This is a genomic window from Methylobacterium sp. D53M, assembly GCF_053345625.1.
In genome coordinates this window covers 682,967-702,004 of record NZ_JBKFAL010000001.1, presented here as the reverse complement: position 1 = coordinate 702,004, position 19,038 = coordinate 682,967, and the positions used below count along the sequence as shown (strand labels likewise).

General features: G+C 69.1%; 15 protein-coding genes and 1 riboswitch. Of the genes, 10 read left to right on the top strand and 5 right to left on the bottom strand.

Annotated elements, in window-relative coordinates:
- Window positions 1-6: 6 nt before the first annotated feature.
- Window positions 7-135, bottom strand: a riboswitch (TPP riboswitch).
- 233 nt (window positions 136-368) lie between these two features.
- Together ACLBYG_RS03285 and ACLBYG_RS03280 are read left to right on the top strand one after the other, a co-directional pair.
- Window positions 369-875, top strand: a complete 507-nt coding sequence (locus ACLBYG_RS03285) for a retropepsin-like aspartic protease family protein (RefSeq protein ID WP_244491783.1) — start codon at window positions 369-371, stop codon at window positions 873-875.
- 398 nt (window positions 876-1,273) lie between these two features.
- On the top strand, window positions 1,274-2,395 hold the full coding sequence (locus ACLBYG_RS03280) for a glycosyltransferase (RefSeq protein ID WP_244539839.1): 1,122 nt from the start codon (window positions 1,274-1,276) through the stop codon (window positions 2,393-2,395).
- 90 nt (window positions 2,396-2,485) lie between these two features.
- On the opposite strand, the gene ACLBYG_RS03275 is transcribed toward ACLBYG_RS03280, so the two are convergent.
- The 4 genes from ACLBYG_RS03275 to ACLBYG_RS03260 form a co-directional block, all read right to left on the bottom strand.
- Window positions 2,486-3,745 (bottom strand): adenylate/guanylate cyclase domain-containing protein, encoded by a 1,260-nt coding sequence (locus ACLBYG_RS03275; protein WP_020093530.1) that lies wholly within the window; start codon window positions 3,743-3,745, stop codon window positions 2,486-2,488.
- A 76-nt stretch (window positions 3,746-3,821) separates the two neighbouring features.
- On the bottom strand, window positions 3,822-5,804 hold the full coding sequence (rpoD, locus tag ACLBYG_RS03270) for an RNA polymerase sigma factor RpoD (protein ID WP_020093531.1): 1,983 nt from the start codon (window positions 5,802-5,804) through the stop codon (window positions 3,822-3,824).
- Window positions 5,805-6,002: 198 nt separating this feature from the next.
- Window positions 6,003-7,892 carry a DNA primase gene (dnaG, locus tag ACLBYG_RS03265; protein WP_447680580.1) on the bottom strand — a complete coding sequence of 630 codons (1,890 nt, stop codon included), beginning with the start codon at window positions 7,890-7,892 and terminating at the stop codon, window positions 6,003-6,005.
- Window positions 7,893-7,992: 100 nt separating this feature from the next.
- A complete protein-coding gene (locus ACLBYG_RS03260; RefSeq protein ID WP_447680579.1) occupies window positions 7,993-8,454 on the bottom strand; it encodes a GatB/YqeY domain-containing protein in 462 nt (153 codons plus the stop codon).
- 192 nt (window positions 8,455-8,646) lie between these two features.
- On the opposite strand from ACLBYG_RS03260, the gene carA reads away from it, so the two are divergent.
- Window positions 8,647-9,870 (top strand): glutamine-hydrolyzing carbamoyl-phosphate synthase small subunit, encoded by a 1,224-nt coding sequence (gene carA, locus ACLBYG_RS03255; RefSeq protein ID WP_447680578.1) that lies wholly within the window; start codon window positions 8,647-8,649, stop codon window positions 9,868-9,870.
- A 187-nt stretch (window positions 9,871-10,057) separates the two neighbouring features.
- Window positions 10,058-10,435 (top strand): hypothetical protein, encoded by a 378-nt coding sequence (locus ACLBYG_RS03250; protein ID WP_020093535.1) that lies wholly within the window; start codon window positions 10,058-10,060, stop codon window positions 10,433-10,435.
- 33 nt (window positions 10,436-10,468) lie between these two features.
- Here ACLBYG_RS03250 and ACLBYG_RS03245 read toward each other — a convergent pair whose 3' ends face one another.
- Window positions 10,469-10,858 carry a pseudoazurin gene (locus ACLBYG_RS03245; protein WP_447680577.1) on the bottom strand — a complete coding sequence of 130 codons (390 nt, stop codon included), beginning with the start codon at window positions 10,856-10,858 and terminating at the stop codon, window positions 10,469-10,471.
- A gap of 353 nt (window positions 10,859-11,211) precedes the next feature.
- On the opposite strand from ACLBYG_RS03245, the gene carB reads away from it, so the two are divergent.
- The 6 genes from carB (at window position 11,212) to ACLBYG_RS03215 (ending at window position 19,013) form a co-directional block, all read left to right on the top strand.
- On the top strand, window positions 11,212-14,685 hold the full coding sequence (carB, locus tag ACLBYG_RS03240) for a carbamoyl-phosphate synthase large subunit (protein WP_447680576.1): 3,474 nt from the start codon (window positions 11,212-11,214) through the stop codon (window positions 14,683-14,685).
- A 90-nt stretch (window positions 14,686-14,775) separates the two neighbouring features.
- Entirely contained in the window at window positions 14,776-15,252 is a 477-nt protein-coding gene (gene greA, locus ACLBYG_RS03235; RefSeq protein WP_170855149.1) for a transcription elongation factor GreA, read from the top strand.
- Between the two features lie 4 nt (window positions 15,253-15,256).
- Window positions 15,257-15,757: a hypothetical protein gene (locus tag ACLBYG_RS03230; RefSeq protein ID WP_447680575.1), complete on the top strand. Its 501-nt coding sequence runs from the start codon at window positions 15,257-15,259 to the stop codon at window positions 15,755-15,757.
- Between the two features lie 51 nt (window positions 15,758-15,808).
- On the top strand, window positions 15,809-16,858 hold the full coding sequence (locus ACLBYG_RS03225) for a mitochondrial fission ELM1 family protein (RefSeq protein WP_447680574.1): 1,050 nt from the start codon (window positions 15,809-15,811) through the stop codon (window positions 16,856-16,858).
- A 14-nt stretch (window positions 16,859-16,872) separates the two neighbouring features.
- The gene (trxB, locus tag ACLBYG_RS03220; RefSeq protein WP_447680573.1) at window positions 16,873-17,853 is read left to right on the top strand and encodes a thioredoxin-disulfide reductase; all 981 of its coding nucleotides are present in this window, start codon (window positions 16,873-16,875) and stop codon (window positions 17,851-17,853) included.
- Window positions 17,854-18,122: 269 nt separating this feature from the next.
- Window positions 18,123-19,013, top strand: coding sequence for a LysR family transcriptional regulator (locus ACLBYG_RS03215; RefSeq protein ID WP_012317569.1), 891 nt, complete (start codon window positions 18,123-18,125; stop codon window positions 19,011-19,013).
- Window positions 19,014-19,038: the final 25 nt, after the last annotated feature.

Genomic DNA, 19,038 nt, shown 5'->3' with positions numbered 1-19,038 from the left:
GCCTTTCAGGCGGCCGCGGTCCAATCCCTACGCCGGTATGAGCCGGATCAGGTTCGAAGGATTTCCGCGCCGCAGGTCCTGACGGACGTGCCAGCGGTTTCTCAGCCCCTTGCCGGGGATCTCCCTGGAACAGACGCAGATGTGGCTCCCCGGCCGCTGCCGGTCAACCCCGCGCCGCGAGCATCCAGTCGTTCCCGCGACAATCCGCGGATCCCGGTGACGATCTGGACACCAAGCGGAGCGGAATCGGCGCGCGCGCCGCGGCGGCGACCGCGATCGCGCACCATCCCTTCACCGGTCTGGCATCTCATCACCGGGATTCCGGAACGTCTCCGGTCGCCGGCACTCCACGTCACGGGCGGACTCGCGTGCGCGCAATCCTATTGATCTGCCTGCTCGGTTTCCTCGGTGTCACGGCCGCCTTGAAGCTGCGCGACGGCATGAGGCCGGCGCCGGTGGCCCTCGCCGTCACGCCGCCGCCGGAGCCCGTTCCCGCAGTCGACGCCGCCGGCGTGGCTCTCCAGGCCGGGCGCAACGGCCACTTCTTCGTCAACGCGCTGCTGGACGGCCGCTCGCTGCCGATGATGGTCGATACGGGAGCGAGCGCCTGCGCGTTCTCTGAGGAGGATGCCGCGCGGATCGGGATCCGGGTCACTCCGACCGATTTCACCCGCGTCTGGAACACCGCGAACGGCACGGTCCGCGTGGCGCCGATCCGGATCGCCATCGTGCAGATCGGATCGATCACGGTGCGGGACGTCGATGCGGTCGTGATCCCGCGCGGGCTCCTGTCGACGAGTTTGCTGGGCATGTCGTTCCTCAGGCGTCTGCGCGATTTCGGCATCTCCGGCAGCACGATGACGCTCAGGGGCTGAAGCGGCCGGAGATCGACGCTGATCTGTCTGGTCGAGGCGCGCCTGTGGCGGGCCCCCGGGTTTGCACCACGGGATCGGCTGCGGGCCCAACGCCCGCGCCGATGACGTACGGCGTTCGGGCCTCGTGCCAGCCCGATGGCGGGTGTCTCCTGATCCGCTCGATCAGTCTATCGGTCGCGTGTATTTGCAGTCATAAGACCGTGAGCCGGAGTATTTATATATAACTGGCCGATTATAAGTCGTTTCAGATATTTAATCCAAATTTTGCCGAAGGATATGTTTGTTTTGTCAGCGCATTCCGGCAATGCTAGGAGCGTTCATGACTGCGCATCCGACGCGTGAGCGCACGATGGGACGGCTTCGGTATGAAGAATCGCGGATCGACGATCTGTTTGTCCATGATCGTGAAGGACGAGGCCCACGTTATCCGGCGTTGCCTCGATTCTGTTCGTCCGATCATCGATCATTGGATCGTCGTCGATACCGGCTCGACGGATGGAACACAGGATGTCGTCCGTGCCGCGCTCGCGGACATACCGGGTGCCCTGGTCGAGCGCCCCTGGGTTGATTTCGCCTTCAACCGGAACGAGGCCTTGAAACTCGCGCGGCGTCACGCGCAGTACGCATTGATCATCGACGCCGACGATGAGCTGATCATCCCGGCGGACTTCACGATGCCGAAGCTGCGTGCGCCCGGCTATCGGTTCGAGATCATCGACGCGCACACGCGGTACTGGCGCAACCAGCTGGTCAGCACCCGGGAGAACTGGCGTTACCGGGGCGTCCTGCACGAATTCCTCAGCTGCCCCGGCGTGACAGAGACACCGATCCTCCCCCTCGCGATGCGTCGGGGCGACGACGGTGCCCGCCACCGCGACGCGACGGCGGACGCGCGGGATATCGCCGTCCTCGAGAAGGCGCTGGCGGTCGAGACGGACCCCTTCATGATCGCCCGGTACACGATGTACCTCGGCACCACCTACGACGCCGCCGGCGAGTACCGGAAAGCGCTCGCCTGCTTCCTGAAGCGGGCCGATCTCGGCGGATGGGACGAGGAAGTCTATTTCAACCTGCTGATGGCTGCGGTGAACGCGGAGCGCCTCGACGAGCCGGAGGACAGGGTGCTGCAGCTCTACGAGCGCGCCACCGCAATCCGTCCGGGGCGGGCGGAAGCGCGTCACGGGGCCAGCCGATTCTGCAGGCTGAGGAAGCGGTTCGCGGAAGGCTATCGTTACGCCGAGGCGGGCTTGGCTCTCGAGCTTCCGAGCGAGGGCATCTCCCTGAACCCGTGGGTCTACGAGTACGGTTTGCTCGACGAGTTCGCCCTCAACGCGTACCACAGCGGCCAGTTCAGCGCCTGCGGACATGCCTGCCTGAAGATCCTCGAGCGGGCGCATGTCCCGCGGGAGGTCGCCATACGCGCCGGCGCCCTGGCCCGGGACGTGATGGCGCAGATGATCGATCCGGTCTGGGGTTGCCGGCACACGCCCTACGCTCTGCCGTTCGTGCCGACGTGGTGAACGCGCACCGCGCGCGGATCGCCCGCGAGCCTCAGATCGCGGCTTATCTCCGCGAGCGCCGCGTGACGTCGGGTCCGATCGGAGGGCCGCTCAGCTGGACTTGCGCGGGCGCAGGAATTTCGGCCGGAACACCGCCATGGGCTCGTCGAAGCCGTTGAGCCGGTGCTCTCCCATTGGGATCGGGTCTCCCCAGAGGAAGTCCACGAAGGGCTTCGACATCAGCAGCGGCTCGCCGAGGGCGCGGTTCAGCTGCGCGATGCGGCTCGCGAGGTTCACGTCGCGGCCGATCACCGTGAAGTCGAGGCGTGAGCCGGACCCGACATTGCCGTAGGCGGCCTCGCCGTGGTGGAGCGCGATGCCGGCGGCCACCGGCACCGGGAACTGGTGCAGGGCGTTCGCCTCGTCGAGGGCCGCCAGGGCGTGCTGGGCCGCCGTGAGCGCGCCCTTGGCCGCGCCGCCCAGATCGTCGCCGGTTTCCCGGAAGATCGCCAGCAGGCCGTCGCCGAGATACTTCAGGACCTCGCCGCCCTCACGCTCGATCGGCGGCACGAGGCAGTCGAAGAACACGTTGAGCAGGCCCACCGCCTCCTCCGGCGTCATGTCGGCGGTGGTGCGGGTGTAGTCGCGCATGTCGGCGAACAGGATCGCCGAGCGGATCCGGGTCACCTGCCCGCGGCGGATGTCGCCGGCCAGGATCGCCCGGTGCGGCTCGTCGCCGACATAGAGCCGGAGCACGTGGTCGAGCTGCTTGTTGAGGACGCGCATCTCCATCACGGCCGCCAGCGCCGGCATGACGAAGCGGAGGATCGCGATGTCGTCGTCCCGGAACCCCTCGGGGGCCCGCGTGGCGAAGGTGATGCCGTTCTGCGTGCCGTTCGTGAAGAACAGGGGCGCCACGACGTAGTGGGTGTAGCCGCCGGCCTTCAGGTCGGGAACGATCGCGTAGGCGTCGTCCGGGGTCTTCGACAGGTCGAGGATCAGCCACTCGCCGGTCTCGTGGACCGTGTGGAACGGGCTGTTGAGGTACGCGTCCGTCGAGCGGGCCCCGTGGGGGAACAGCCGCACGGTGGTGCCGCCGTCGCGGGTCCAGATTCGGCCGACTCCGGCATATTCCGAGTGCAGGGTGTCGATCGCCGTGGAGGCCCGGTCCACCGGCACGCCGATCGCGATCAGGCGCTCGGCCAGCCCGGCCAGCATCTCCTCGGCGTTGGGCATCCGCGCGCCTTCGCCGAGCAGCCAGTCGCGGATGCCCACGGAGGGCTGGAGCGCGCCGAAGGGCACGTCGTCGGCCTCCGAGCCGTCCGCGAAGGCCGTCGGGGATCCGGGCGTTGGCGGGCGGCGTTCGAGCATGGCGCCAGACTGGATGCCGCGCGGCACCGTGGCAACGCGGGCGACGGGGAAGCGCCGCGCGGTTCGCGGCGCGGGCTCAGTTGTCCAAGAAGCTCCTGAGCTTCCGGCTGCGCGAGGGATGCTTCAGCTTCCGCAGCGCCTTCGCCTCGATCTGGCGGATGCGCTCGCGGGTCACCGAGAACTGCTGGCCGACTTCCTCCAGGGTGTGGTCGGTGTTCATGCCGATGCCGAAGCGCATGCGCAGGACGCGCTCCTCGCGGGGCGTGAGCGAGGCGAGCACGCGCGTCGTGGTCTCGCGCAGGTTCGACTGGATCGCCGCGTCGATCGGCAGGACGACGTTCTTGTCCTCGATGAAGTCGCCCAGGTGGCTGTCCTCCTCGTCGCCGATAGGCGTCTCGAGGGAGATCGGCTCCTTGGCGATCTTCAGGACCTTGCGGACCTTCTCCAGCGGCATGGCCAGCTTCTCGGCCAACTCCTCCGGGGTCGGCTCGCGGCCGATCTCGTGCAGCATCTGGCGCGACGTGCGAACGATCTTGTTGATCGTCTCGATCATGTGCACCGGGATGCGGATGGTCCGGGCCTGGTCGGCGATCGAGCGGGTGATCGCCTGCCGGATCCACCACGTGGCGTAGGTCGAGAACTTGTAGCCGCGGCGGTACTCGAACTTGTCGACCGCCTTCATCAGGCCGATGTTGCCCTCCTGGATCAAGTCCAGGAACTGCAGGCCGCGGTTCGTGTACTTCTTGGCGATCGAGATCACGAGGCGCAGGTTCGCCTCGATCATCTCCTTCTTGGCCTGACGGGCCTCGCGCTCGCCCTTCTGGACCATGTTGACGATGCGGCGGTACTCGCCGATCTCCAGGCCCGTCTCCGAGGCGAGGTCGAGGATCTGCGCGCGCAGCTCCGCCACCTGCCGCGAGCCGCGCTCGACCAGGTTCTTCCAGCCCTTGCCGCCGAGCGTCCCGACGCGCTCCATCCAGTTCGGATCGAGCTCGTAGCCCTGGTAGTGGCGCAGGAACTCGTCGCGGGCCACGCCGTGGCTCTCGGCGAAGCGCATCAGCCGGCCCTCGTGGCCGATCAGCTGCTTGTTGATCGAGTAGAGCTGGCCGACCAGCGCCTCGATGCGGTTGTTGTTCAGAGACAGGGACTTCACGTCGGCGACGACGATGTCCTTCAGCTCGATCTGCTTCTGGTTCTGGGCCGGGGTGTTCTGCTCGCCGGCGGCCTTGCGCTCGGTGCCCTCGATCTGGAACTTGCGCAACTTGCGGTAGTTCGCGGCGATCGCGTCGAAGGTCTCGAGGACCCGCGGCTTGATCTCCGCCTCCATGGCGGCAAGCGAGACGTTGTTCTCGAGGTCGTCCTCGTCGTCGCCACCCTCCGGCGGCGCGGGCGGCTCCGCGTCGTCCCCGCCATCCTCGCCCTCGGCGATCTGCGGCGCGTTCTTGCCGTCCGGGCCCGCGTAGGTCGCCTCGAGGTCGATGATGTCGCGCAGGAGAACCTTGCCCTCCACGAGCTCGTCCCGCCAGATGATGATCGCCTGGAAGGTCAGCGGGCTCTCGCAGAGACCCGCGATCATCGCCTCGCGGCCGGCCTCGATGCGCTTGGCGATGGCGATCTCGCCCTCGCGGGACAGGAGCTCCACCGAGCCCATCTCGCGCAGGTACATGCGCACCGGATCGTCGGTGCGGTCGGTCGGCTCCTTGGTGGTCGTGGCGACCGCGACGGCGCGCGCCGGCGCGACCTCGGCGACCTCGCCGCCCTCGGCCTCCTCCTCCTCGCCGTCCGCGGCCTTCTCGCCCGCGGCCTCGTCGGTCTCCTCGGCCTCGACGACGTTGATGCCCATCTCGGAGAGCTGCGAGAGCACGTCCTCGAGCTGGTCCGGATCGGACTGCCCCTCGGGCAGGACCTCGTTGACCTCCTCGTAGGTCACGTAGCCGCGCTTCTTGGCGAGCTTGACCATCCGCTTGACCGAAGCATCCGTCAGGTCGAGGAGCGGCCCGTCGGTCTGCTGCTCGGGGGCAGCGTCCGTCTCGTCCCGTTCCGTTGCCTTCGTCGCCATGATCAGCCTATTGTTTCGCACGCGGCGCGTAGCGGAGGCCCCGATGAGGCCAGTCCACGCCGTCGGCGCCGCTGTATGAGATCGGCGCCGGATCGCTCCGGTCGCCGTGAGTCGTCGGTTTCCGTATGCAAGCCCGAGGCTTGACCGATTGTTAACTATGGCGGGACACGTCACCCCGCCACCGCCATGACACAGGCATCACACGGCCGTCGAGTCGCTCGACACCGGTGCATCGGCCTCCGCCTCGGCGGCGATGACGGTTTCCAGCCTCGCCTTCACTTCGCAGAGCCATGCCCACCCGGCATCGGTCGGATCGTCCTCAAACGCCTGCCGTGCTTCGCGAAGTTCGCTATGTAGCGCTCCTGCCTGCCGGTGCAAGATCATCGCCTGTCGGAGCGCGTCTGCGCGGTGGGCAGGATCGGCGTGCGGGGCCAGGGTCGTGCGGTCCCGCGAGCGGGCCAGGGCGAGGATTCGGTCGGCCGCCCCTGTGAGTCCGGCGCGATTGATGCGGTTCTGCAACACCTCGGGCGCCGTGTCCTCGTCCTCGGCCGCGCAGGCCAGCAGGACCGACAGCAGCGCCCGGGCGTCGGGATCGGCGAAGTCGAGCTCGGCCGCCTCCTCGCCGAACTCCGCCATCATCTCGGGATGGGCCAGCAGGGTGCCGACGATCACCGCCTCACGCACCGGGGCGGCGCCCGTGAAGCCCGCCGAGGCCGTCACCGAGGGACTCGGGCTCCCGGTGATGCGCGGCGAGACCGGCTCGCCGGGCCGGGCGAAGCGCTGGCGCCCGCGCGGGGTCCCGCCGGCGGCGCGGTTGCCGCGGGGCGACAAGCCGCGCAGGCGCTCCTCGATATCGTCGCGGTAGTAGCGCCGCACGGTCTCGTCGCGGATCGTCGCGACGGTGGTGCGCAGGGTCTGGGTCAGGCCGGCGCGGCGCTCCGGCGTGTCGACCGGTCCCGCCTCGAGGGCGCGCCGCCACAGCAGCTCCGAGAGGGGAAGCGCGGCCGCGAGCACCTGGTCGATGGCCGTCGGGCCGCCCGAGCGCAGCAGGTCGTCCGGATCCTGGCCGCCCGGCAGCAGCGCGATCCGCAGCGAGCGGCCGGGCTCGAGGAGCGGCAGCGCGATGTCGAGGGCCCGGAAGGCCGCCCGCTGGCCGGCCTTGTCGCCGTCGAAGCACAGGATCGGCTCGTCGGCGTGGCGCCAGAGCAGCCCGAGCTGGTCCTCGGTGAGAGCGGTGCCCAGCGGCGCCACCGTCTCGGGATGGCCCGCGAGCGTCATGGCGATGACGTCGACGTAGCCCTCCACCGCGATGATCGAGCCGCGATCATGCGCGGCCTTGCGGGCGCCGTGCAGGTTGTAGAGCGTGCGTCCCTTGTGGAAGAGCGGCGTCTCCGGCGAGTTGAGGTACTTGGCGCGCACCTCCTTGGCGAGCGCCCGGCCGCCGAAGGCCACGACCCGGCCGCGGGTGTCGGTGATCGGGAACATCACCCGGTCCCGGAAATAGTCGTAGGGGACGGAGACCCCCTCCCCCGCCGCGAGCAGGCCGAGTTCGACCATCAGCGCCTTCTCGACGCCCTGACCGGCGAGGTGGTCGCGCAGGGCGTAGCGCTCGCCCGGGGCATAGCCGAGGCGGAAGGCGCGCTGCGTCTCGTCCCGCAACCCGCGCAGATCGAGATAGGCGCGGGCCTCGCTGCCCTGGCCGGACCGCAGGCGCTCCTCGAACCAGCGCGCGGCCATCTCCATGACCTCGATCGCCCCGGCCCGCTTCTGCTCGCTGGCGCGGTTGTCCTCGGTGGGCGCTGGCAGGCTGACGCCGGCCTCGCCCGCCAGCCGCTCGACCGCCTCGGGGAAGCTGAGGCCCTCCGTCTCCATCAGGAAGGTGAAGATGTCGCCGTGCTTGGAGGACGAGAAGCAGTGGTAGAACTGCTTCTGGTCGTTCACGTAGAAGGACGGCGTCTTCTCGGCGTTGAACGGCGACAGGCCGCGCCACTCGCGGCCGGCCTTCTTCAACTGCACGCGGCGGCCGACCACCGACGAGGCCGGCAGCCGGGAACGGATCTCTTCCAGGATGTGGGGCGGATAGCGCACGGGGCCTGGGACGGGTTGCGTGAACCCGCTCCTATAGCGCGAGAGGCGTGACCGAGTCCCTCACACGCCCGGAATCCGGTGGAGGATTGCGGGGAGAGGTTCAGCCCTTCGCCGCCAGCGCGGCCTTCACCAGGCCGCTCGCCTTGCCGAAATCCATGCGGCCCGCGAAGGTGCCCTTCAGGGCGGCGATCACCTTGCCCATGTCCTTCGGGCCGGCCGCGCCGGTCTCGAGGATCGCCGCCTCGACCGCCGCCTTCATCTCGGTATCGTCCATCTGCTTCGGCAGGAACGTCTCGACGATGGCGATCTCGGCGCGCTCGTTGGCGGCGAGTTCCGGCCGGCCGCCCTGCTCGTAGACCGCGGCCGATTCGGTGCGCTGCTTGATCATCTTCTGGAGCAGCGACAGGATCTCCTCATCGGAGATCGGCTCCTTGCCGTTGCCGCGGGCCTCGATGTCCCGGTCTTTCAGGGCGGCCTGAATCATCCGGACGGTCGCCAGCCGCTCCTTGTCGCCGGCCTTCATGGCCTCCTTCATCTCGGTGGTGAAGCGCGCGCGCAGCATCTCGATGAACCTTCCAACGGTCGAAGCGGGGGGCTGGCCTGCGATTTGCGGGTGTTGAGCCCTGCCGGCAGCGGAGCCACATTGACCCCATCGCGGGCCGCTCGCTAAGAGCGCCGCACACGATCATGCCGCAAGCCGAGAGCGCCGCAACCCGGCGCCCGCCTTCGGCCGGACATAAGCGAGACTCAGCCCATGCTGCAAGACGCCGCCGCGCATGCCCCCGAGCCTCAGGCTCCCGAGCCCTGGGCCGAGCCCGTCGCGACGGCCCTGCTGGTGCTGGCCGACGGCACCATCCTGGAGGGATTCGGCATCGGCCAGACCGGCGTGGCCGACGGCGAGGTCTGCTTCAACACCGCGATGACCGGCTACCAGGAAATCCTGACCGACCCGTCCTATGCCGGCCAGATCGTCACCTTCACCTTCCCGCATATCGGCAATGTCGGCACCAACGACGAGGATCTGGAGAGCCTGGAGGCGGCGCCGGCCTCGGGCGTCCGCGGCACCGTCATCGCCTCGGCGGTGACGAACCCGTCGAACTGGCGGTCCTCGTCGCACCTCGACGGGTGGCTCAGGGCGCGCGGCATCGTCGGCATCACGGGCGTCGACACCCGGGCGCTCACGGCCCGCATCCGCGACCGGGGCATGCCCAACGCCGTGATCGCCAACGATCCCCAGGGCAATTTCGACCGCGAGGCCCTCAAGGCCCGCGCGGCGGCCCTCGCCCCCATGGAGGGGCTAGACCTCGTTCCGCCGGTGACGAGCCGCGCGCCGTCGGAATGGTCCGAGACCGTCTGGGCGCTCGGTAACGGCTACGGCACGCGCGCACCCGGCGAGGGCCTCAAAGTCGTGGCCATCGATTACGGCGTGAAGCGCAACATCCTGCGCCTCCTCGCCCAGGCCGGCTGCGACGTCACCGTCGTGCCGGCCACCACGACGGCCGAGGAGATCCTGGCGCTGAAGCCGGACGGCGTGTTCCTGTCGAACGGCCCCGGCGACCCGGCCGCCACCGGCGCCTACGCGGTCCCGGTGATTCGCAAGCTCCTGGACGAGAAGGTGCCGACCTTCGGCATCTGCCTCGGCCACCAATTGATGGGTCTCGCCCTCGGCGGCCGGACCGTGAAGATGGGCCAGGGCCACCACGGCGCGAACCACCCGGTGAAGGATAAGACCACCGGCAAGGTCGAGATCGTGTCGATGAACCACGGCTTCGCGGTGGATCCGGACAGCCTGCCGGAGACGGCCGTGGAGACCCACGTGTCGCTGTTCGACGGCTCGAATTGCGGCCTGACCCTCACCGACCGCCCGGCCTTCTCGGTGCAGCACCACCCGGAGGCCTCCCCCGGCCCGCGCGACAGCCACTACCTCTTCGAGCGCTTCGTGACGCTGATGCGCTCGGGTGAGCCCGAGCGCGCCTGACGCGTCGTCTTCGCGAGCGCGGCAGAGCCGCGGCGCGCGGCCTTTCAGTCCTGCGTCCCGACCCCAATCGGGCCGCGGCGGGGCCATAAAATCCGCTAGATCGGACGGCTTAAGGGAGCCCACGACGGCCCCTGAACGGCGGCGCATCCGCGCCCGGCGACGGCGGCCCGTCGCAGGGGATTGCCGGATGACCATCGACGAGGCGCGCGACGATTTCTCCCGCCTGCACCGCAGCTTCACCTTCCATCTCGGCGTCGCCGCGGGCCTGTCCTGGCTGACCGCCCTCTACGCCGCCGTCTACGCCCCCTGGGTGCGCAACATCCGGGCGCTGATCGATCCGACCGGCGGCTTCGACCGCGTCGAGAGCACGGTGTCCTACCTCTTCGCCATGCCGGCGGTCCTCGCCCTCGCCTGGGTCTCGGTCTATTTCGGCCGCGAGGCCCTGCGCCGCGCGCAGACGCTCTCGAACGTCGCCGTGGAATTCGCGGCCGCCGCATTGGTGGCCTTCGGAGTGTTCTACCTCTCGATCGACCGGGCGGTCGCCGCGCTACACGCCGGCTTCTGAGACGGATCGGGGCGGCCAGAGCCGCCCCGGCGCCTACTGGACCTTCTCGAACAGCGGCTCGAACCGCTTGGCGGCCAGCTTGTTCTGCGGCACCGCCCGGGCCGCCTCCAGATTGTCGGGCTTGTCGCCGACCTGGACGAGGCCGACCATCCCCATGATGTAGTGCGGCGAGCACTTGATGCCGTAGAGGCCGGGCTTGTCGAAGGTCACGGCCTCCTCCTTGCCGACCACCGTCTTGAACGGCGCCGCGCCCTCGGGCGCCATCCCCTTGATCAGCTCGGCATTGTGACCCTTGTCGGCCGGCACGAACCGCACCGTGTCGCCGGGCTGGATTTTCACGAAGGCCGGGTCGAAGACCATCATCCCGCCCGGACCGCTGTTCAAGGTCTTGATGGCGACCTCCGAAGCGTTCGCGCCCGTCATCGGGCCGATCAGAAGTATCGCGAAGAGTGTCTCTCGCCTGGGCATTTTCGGTCTCGAACGATGATGATGTCGATCGGCGCGCTGGCCGACCCATCGGAGCTTAAAGTCCGGCGTCGATTTCCTGCAAGAAATCGATGAATTCTTGTGAGAATTTATAAATCCTCCAAATCGAAGGATCGATGCCGCATCCATGCGCCGGGCGCGCGGCCAGACTGCGCGGTTGTCCCGGCCTTCCAATGCGCCCGTCGCCCGTGTAAACGCGGGGCTCAACGACATTCCCGCCACGCGCGTCCGGGAGCAGGGCTCACTCGAGCCGTGCCCGATCGGGCGCGCTTGGCCTGAGAAGGCCCACGATGCCCAAACGCACCGACATCTCCTCGATCCTGATCATCGGTGCGGGTCCGATCATCATCGGACAGGCCTGCGAGTTCGATTATTCCGGCACCCAGGCCTGCAAGGCGCTCCGCGAGGAGGGCTACCGCATCGTCCTGGTGAACTCGAACCCCGCGACCATCATGACCGACCCGGACATGGCGGACGCGACCTACGTCGAGCCGATCACCCCGGAGATCGTCGCCAAGATCATCGAGAAGGAGCGCCCCGACGCGATCCTGCCCACGATGGGCGGCCAGACGGCGCTCAACTGCGCCCTGTCGCTTCAGAAGATGGGCGTGCTCGCGAAGTACGGCGTGCAGATGATCGGCGCCACCGCCGAGGCCATCGACAAGGCCGAGGACCGGAGCCTGTTCCGCGACGCCATGACCAAGATCGGGCTCGACACCCCGAAATCGGCGCTCGCCAACGCGTCCGCCGCCAAGAAGGCGGACCGTCAGGCCTACCTGGCCGAGATCGCCAGGATCGAGGCGGCGAACAGCGATCCGGCGGCGCGCCAGGCCGCGCTGGCGGCCTACGAGAAGAGCTGGGCCGCGGGCGAGACCGAGCGGCGCAAGCGCTACGGTGAGCACGCGATCGGGCAGGCGCTGATCGCGCTGGCCGAGGTCGGCCTGCCGGCGATCATCCGGCCGTCCTTCACCATGGGCGGCACCGGCGGCGGCATCGCCTACAACCGCGAGGAGTTCCTCGACATCGTCGAGCGCGGCATCGACGCGTCGCCGACCAACGAGGTGCTCATCGAGGAGAGCGTGCTCGGGTGGAAGGAGTACGAGATGGAGGTCGTTCGCGATAAGAACGACAACTGCATCATCGTCTGCTCGATCGAGAACATCGACCCGATGGGCGTGCACACGGGCGATTCGATCACCGTCGCCCCGGCGCTGACGCTCACCGACAAGGAGTACCAAGTGATGCGCGACGCATCGCTGGCGGTGCTCCGCGAGATCGGCGTCGAGACCGGCGGCTCGAACGTGCAGTTCGCGATCAACCCCGAGAACGGGCGCATGATCGTGATCGAGATGAACCCGCGCGTCTCGCGCTCCTCGGCGCTCGCCTCCAAGGCCACCGGCTTCCCGATCGCCAAGGTCGCGGCCAAGCTCGCGGTCGGCTACACGCTGGACGAGATCGCCAACGACATCACCGGCGGCGCGACGCCGGCCTCGTTCGAGCCGACGATCGACTACGTCGTCACCAAGATCCCGCGCTTCGCCTTCGAGAAGTTCCCGGGCGCCGAGCCGACGCTGACCACCGCCATGAAGTCGGTGGGCGAGGCCATGGCGATCGGCCGCTGCTTCGCCGAATCGCTTCAGAAGGCCCTGCGCTCGCTCGAGACCGGCCTGACCGGCCTCGACGACATCGAGATCGAGGGGCTCGGCAAGGGCGACGACCACAACGCCATCAAGGCGGCGATCGGCACCCCGACCCCGGACCGGCTGCTGAAGGTCGCGCAGGCCCTGCGGCTCGGCGTGAGCCACGAGCAGGTCTACGCCTCCTGCAAGATCGACCCGTGGTTCCTCGAGCAGCTCCAGGCGATCATCGACCTCGAGAACCGCGTGAAGGCCCACGGCCTGCCGAAGACGGCCGGCGCCTTCCGCCAGCTCAAGGCCGCCGGCTTCTCGGATGCCCGCCTCGCGGTGCTGGCCAGGACCGACGAGGCCGCCGTCAGCGCGGCCCGGCGCGCGCTGGCGGTGCGCCCGGTCTACAAGCGGATCGACACCTGCGCGGCCGAGTTCAAGTCGCCCACCGCCTACATGTACTCGACCTACGTGGCGCCCTTCGCGGGCACCGTCGTCGACGAGGCGGAGCCCTCGGACCGCAAGAAGGTCGTGATCCTCGGGGGCGGCCCGAACCGGATCGGCCAGGGCATCGAGTTCGACTATTGCTGCTGCCACGCCTGCTTCGCGCTGTCGGACGCCGGCTACGAGACCATCATGGTCAACTGCAACCCGGAGACGGTCTCGACCGACTACGACACCTCGGACCGGCTCTACTTCGAGCCGCTGACCGCCGAGGACGTGCTGGAGATCATCGAGACCGAGCGGCAGGCCGGCACCCTGCACGGCGTGATCGTGCAGTTCGGCGGCCAGACCCCGCTGAAGCTCGCCCGCGCCCTCGAGGCCGCCGGCGTGCCGATCCTCGGCACTTCGCCCGATGCGATCGACCTCGCCGAGGACCGGGACCAGTTCAAGCGGCTCCTCGACAAGCTCGCGATGAAGCAGCCGAAGAACGGCATCGCCTACTCGGTCGAGCAGAGCCGGCTGGTGGCCGAGACGCTCGGCCTGCCCTTCGTGGTCCGCCCGAGCTACGTGCTCGGCGGCCGCGCCATGGCGATCATCCGCGACGAGACGCAGTTCGCCGACTACCTGCTCGACACGCTGCCGAGCCTGATCCCCTCCGAAGTGAAGGCCCGCTACCCGAACGACAAGACCGGCCAGATCAACACGGTGCTGGGCAAGAACCCGCTCCTGTTCGACCGCTACCTCTCGGACGCGGTCGAGGTCGATGTCGACGCGGTCTGCGACGGCAAGGACGTGTTCATCGCCGGCATCATGGAGCACATCGAGGAGGCCGGCATCCATTCCGGCGATTCGGCCTGCTCCCTGCCGCCGCGCTCGCTCTCGCCCGAGATCGTGGACGAGCTGGAGCGGCAGACCAAGGCCATGGCGCTGGCGCTCAACGTCGTCGGCCTGATGAACGTGCAGTACGCCATCAAGGACGGCACGATCTACGTGCTGGAGGTGAACCCCCGCGCCTCGCGCACGGTGCCGTTCGTCGCCAAGGTCATCGGCGAGCCGATCGCCAAGATCGCGGCCCGGATCATGGCGGGCGAGCCGCTCGCGACCTTCGGCCTGAAGCCCAAGACCCTGCCGCACATCGCCGTGAAGGAAGCAGTCTTCCCCTTCGCCCGCTTCCCCGGCGTCGACGTGCTGCTCGGACCGGAGATGCGTTCCACCGGCGAGGTGATCGGGCTCGACGCCAGCTTCGGCGTGGCCTTCGCCAAGAGCCAGCTCGGCTCGGGCACCCAGGTACCGAAGGCGGGGGCCGTCTTCGTCTCGGTGCGGGATGCCGACAAGGCCCGCATCCTGCCGACCATGAAGCTCCTGTCCGATCTCGGCTTCACCATCCTGGCGACCGGCGGCACGCAGCGCTACCTCGCGGAGAACGGCGTTCCGGCAGAGCGGATCAACAAGGTTCTGGAGGGCCGGCCGCACGTGGTCGACGCGATCAAGAACGGCGGGATCCACCTCGTCCTGAACACCACCGAGGGGGCCGGCGCCCTCTCGGACTCGCGCTCGCTCCGACGCGCGGCCCTCTTGCATAAGGTGCCGTATTACACCACTCTAGCCGGCGCGATGGCCGCGGCCGAGGGGATCAAGGCCTATCTAGAAGGCGATCTCAAGGTCCGCGCGTTGCAGGAATACTTCGCGGCCTGAACCTCAGGGTTCCGCTGACTTCATTTCATGGCCCGGGGAGAGTGCTGCACTCTCGGCCGGGCCTCTTCATTGTGGCGCGAGACGATGGCGATAGACAAGGTTCCGATCACGGTGCGCGGGCTGGCAGCCCTCGAAGAGGAGCTGAAGCACCGCCAGCAGGTGGAGCGCCAGCGCATCATCCAGGCGATCGCGGAGGCCCGCGCGCTCGGCGACCTGTCGGAGAACGCCGAGTACCACGCCGCCAAGGAGGCGCAGTCCCACAACGAGGGCCGCGTCCTCGAACTGGAGAGCATGATCGCGCGGGCCGAAGTGATCGACGTCACGAAGCTCTCGGGTGACAGGATCAAGTTCGGCGCCACCGTGAAGCTCGTCGACGAGGACACGGAGGAGGAAAAGACCTACCAGATCGTGGGAGAGCCGGAGGCCGACGTGCGCTCGGGCCGCGTCTCGATCACCTCGCCGATCGCCCGCGCGCTGATCGGCAAGGGCGTCGGCGACACGGTCGAGGTCACCACGCCCGGGGGCGGCAAGTCCTACGAGGTCGTCGCCGTCCAGTACGGCGGCTGAGCCGATGCGCCTGCGTACGTGGGGCCGGCTCGCCGGCCTGCTCCTCGGTGCCGTCGCGGGGTCCGCGGCGGCGAGCGACTTTCCCCCGACCCCGGTCTTCTCCGACGTCCGGGTCGACGTGCGGCCGCTCCTGAACAAGGGCGCGGGGCTGCAGGCCGAGGCGCTGGCCGGCGACCTGACCGACGCCCTCCGGAAGAACTTCGCCGGTCGCATCGGGGGCCGCGGGCCGCGCCTCGTCGTGGTCGTGACGAGCCTGTCGCTGCGGCCCTATGTCGGCAGCGGTTCCCTGCGCGGCCTGGGCGGCAATTTCGAGACCGACTACATGGAGGGCGAGGCGCTGCTCGTCGGGCCCAAGGGGCAGGTGCTCGGGCGCTACCCGCAGATGACCGCGACGCCGTCGAGCTACGGCGGCGCGTGGTACGATCCGCAATTCGAGCAGCGCCGGCTCGCCGCCATCGCCGACATCTACGCCCAGTGGCTCGCCCGCGACCTGCCGCGGGATTAGAAGACGGCCGCCGGCCCCGGTCGGCAGCGTGGGGCGTATCTGGTGAGGAGCATGGCAAGCATCGACGTGTCGGAGGCGCAGAGCGCGCCGGTCAGCAGTCCGGATCCGCGGCGCGAGCGCCTGCCCGAGCTCGCCCGCGCCCGCGCCTGGATCGTCACGGACGGCAAGGCCGGCGACGAGAACCAGTGCGTCGGCATCGCCGAGACCCTGGGTCTCGACTTCGAGATCCGGAAGGTGCCGGCCTCAGGACCATTCGGCTGGATGGCGCCCTGGGGGCCGATAGACCCGCGCGAGGGCCCGCGCCGCCGCGCCGGAGCCCTGTCGGGCCCCTACCCCGACATCCTGATCGCCTCCGGCCGCCGGTCGGTCCCGTACCTGCGGACCGTGCGGCGCGCCACCGGCGGCCGGACGTTCACGGCCTTCCTGAAGGATCCGCGGACCGGCGCCGACAGCGCCGACTTCATCTGGGTGCCGGATTACGACGATCTGCGCGGTCCCAACGTCTTCACCACGCTCACGGCGCCGCACCTCGTCACCGCGGCGCGCCTGGCCGCGGCCCGGGCCCGGCCGGATCCGCGGCTCGCGCGCCTCGACGGCCCGCGGGTGGCGGTGCTGGTCGGCGGCGACAGCCGTCACCTGAGCTACCGCAAGACCGACATGAACCGCCTCGTGGAGGATCTGCGCGGGCTGGCCGCGCAGGGCTGCCGGCTGATGGTGACGATCTCCCGCCGGACGCCGAACCCGCTCCGCGATGCCGTGAAGGTGCTCGCCGCCGAGACCGGGGGGTTCCTCTGGGACGGGAGCGGCGACAACCCCTACGTGGCCATGCTGGCGCTCGCCGAGGCGATCGTCGTGACCTCCGACTCGGCCAACATGGTGAGCGAGGCGGTGTCCACCGGCGCGCCGGTCCTGCTGTTCGACTTGCCGCGTACCTATATCCGGCATCGGCGCATGTTCGCCGGGCTGGCGATCGCCGGGGCGCTGCGACCGTTCACCGGTCAGTTGGCAGATCTGACGTACAAGCCGATCGACGCGACTCCGGTGATCGCCCGGGCGCTCGCCGACGCCTATGCCGCGCGCCGCGCGGCCGGACCGGCCTGAGGAGACCGAGACAGATGGCCCACACCCACGCCAAGCTCGTCATCATCGGCTCGGGACCCGCCGGCTACACGGCGGCGATCTACGCCGCCCGCGCCATGGTCGAGCCGCTGCTGATCTCCGGCTTCCAGCCGGGCGGCCAGCTCATGATCACCACGGATGTCGAGAACTACCCGGGCTTCGCCGAGGCCATCCAGGGCCCCTGGCTGATGGAGCAGATGCGCCTCCAGGCCGAGCACGTCGGTACCCGGATCGTCTCGGAATACATCACGAAGGTCGATCTCAAGCAGCGGCCGTTCCGCCTCGAGGCCGATTCCGGCGAGACCTACTCGTGCGACGCCCTGGTCATCGCCACGGGGGCGCAGGCCAAGTGGCTCGGCATCCCATCCGAGGCGGCGTTCCAGGGGGGCGGCGTCTCGGCCTGCGCGACCTGCGACGGTTTCTTCTTCCGCGGCAAGGAGGTCGTGGTGGTCGGCGGCGGCAACACCGCGGTCGAGGAGGCCCTGTACCTCGCCAACATCGCCAGCAAGGTGACGGTGGTCCACCGCCGCGACAGCTTCCGCGCCGAGCGGATCCTTCAGGAGCGCCTGTTCAAGCACCCGAACGTGGAGGTGCTGTGGCACCGCGAGATCGCCGAGATCTGCGGCGTGCAGAAGCCGGCACCGAACGTGACGCACGTCCGTCTCAAGGATCCGCGTTCGGGCGAGATCAGCGAGGTGAAGGCCGACGGCGTGTTCGTGGCGATCGGCCATCAGCCGGCGACCGCCATCTTCGAGGGTCAGCTGCCCATGCGCCACGGCGGTTATCTCACCGTGAAGCCCGGCACGACCGAGACCGAGATCCCGGGCGTGTTCGCCGCCGGCGACGTCACGGACGACGTCTACCGCCAGGCGATCACCGCCGCCGGCATGGGCTGCATGGCGGCGCTGGAGGCGGAGAAGTTCCTGGCCAATCTCGAGATCGGTGAGAGCCCGGTCCAGGCCGCCGCGGCGGAATGACGGCCGGACGGGCTTCCGCACCTCCCGCGCGGAGCCGTCAGGCCCGGCATTTCAACAAGTTCGCGCTGCTTATGCTTGCGCAGGACCATGCACCGTGTGCATAGGAGTGCTGACTGCGCCGGGATGCACCGATTGCATGCCCGCGCGGTGTCGAGAGCGGCCATCCGCACGAGGCACCGCGCAGTTCGCCCGGTGATCTGCCCGCCGCTTCGCGCCCATTCTCCACCCCGGGCGCGACCCGCGGGCGCGCGCTGGTAGGGGTTCTCGCCTTGGACTGGGACAAGATCCGGATCTTCCTCAACGTCGCGGAGGCGGGGAGCTTCACCAAGGCGGGTGACGATATCGGACTCAGCCAATCGGCGGTCAGCCGCCAGATCAGCGCCCTGGAGCGCGAGCTGAAGGCGCCGCTCTTCCACCGCCACGCCCGCGGCCTCCTGCTCACCGAGCAGGGCGACCTGCTGTTCCGCGCTGCGCGGGACATGAAGCTGCGCCTGGAGAATACCCGGGCCCGCCTCGTCGAGACCTCCGAGCGGCCGACCGGCGACCTGAAGGTCACCACCACAGTCGGCCTCGGCACGTCCTGGCTGTCGCAGCGGGTCGGCGAGTTCCTGGACCTCTACCCGGACGTGCGCATCGAGCTGATCCTCACCAACGAGGAGCTCGATCTGGCCATGCGGGAGGCCGACGTGGCGATCCGCATGCGCCGCCCGGCGCAGCCGGACCTGATCCAGCGGCGGCTGTTCACCGTGCACTACCACGCCTTCGCCAGCCCGGATTACGTGAAGCGGTTCGGCGAGCCCAAGACCATCGAGGAGCTCGACGACCATCGCCTCGTCTCCTTCGGCGGCAACGAGCCCTCGTACCTGCTGGCCGCCCACTGGCTCGCCGATGCGGGCCGTGAGGGCCGCGAGCGGCGCCAGGTCCACCTGACGGTGAACAATATCGGCGCCCTGCAGCGCGCCATGGAGGCCGGCGCCGGCATCGGCATCTTGCCCGATTACGCGGTGGATGGCGGCCAGCAGCTCGTGCAGGTGCTGCGCGAGACCGAGATGCCGAGCCTGGAGAGCTACCTCGTCTACGCCGAGGAGATGCGCTCGGTCGCCCGGGTGCAGGCGTTCCGCGACTTCCTCGTCTCGAAGGCGCAGCGCTGGACCTACTGAGCATCCGATGGTTGGATCCGGCTCC

Coding starts and splice junctions, on each gene's coding strand:
- ACLBYG_RS03250 (WP_020093535.1), top strand. CDS start 10,058: ATGACCATCGACGAGGCGCGCGACGATTTCTCCCGCCTGCACCGCAGC.
- ACLBYG_RS03230 (WP_447680575.1), top strand. CDS start 15,257: ATGCGCCTGCGTACGTGGGGCCGGCTCGCCGGCCTGCTCCTCGGTGCC.
- ACLBYG_RS03280 (WP_244539839.1), top strand. CDS start 1,274: ATGATCGTGAAGGACGAGGCCCACGTTATCCGGCGTTGCCTCGATTCT.
- ACLBYG_RS03275 (WP_020093530.1), bottom strand. CDS start 3,745: ATGCTCGAACGCCGCCCGCCAACGCCCGGATCCCCGACGGCCTTCGCG.
- carB (WP_447680576.1), top strand. CDS start 11,212: ATGCCCAAACGCACCGACATCTCCTCGATCCTGATCATCGGTGCGGGT.
- ACLBYG_RS03245 (WP_447680577.1), bottom strand. CDS start 10,858: ATGACGGGCGCGAACGCTTCGGAGGTCGCCATCAAGACCTTGAACAGC.
- rpoD (WP_020093531.1), bottom strand. CDS start 5,804: ATGGCGACGAAGGCAACGGAACGGGACGAGACGGACGCTGCCCCCGAG.
- ACLBYG_RS03260 (WP_447680579.1), bottom strand. CDS start 8,454: ATGCTGCGCGCGCGCTTCACCACCGAGATGAAGGAGGCCATGAAGGCC.
- carA (WP_447680578.1), top strand. CDS start 8,647: ATGCTGCAAGACGCCGCCGCGCATGCCCCCGAGCCTCAGGCTCCCGAG.
- ACLBYG_RS03225 (WP_447680574.1), top strand. CDS start 15,809: ATGGCAAGCATCGACGTGTCGGAGGCGCAGAGCGCGCCGGTCAGCAGT.
- trxB (WP_447680573.1), top strand. CDS start 16,873: ATGGCCCACACCCACGCCAAGCTCGTCATCATCGGCTCGGGACCCGCC.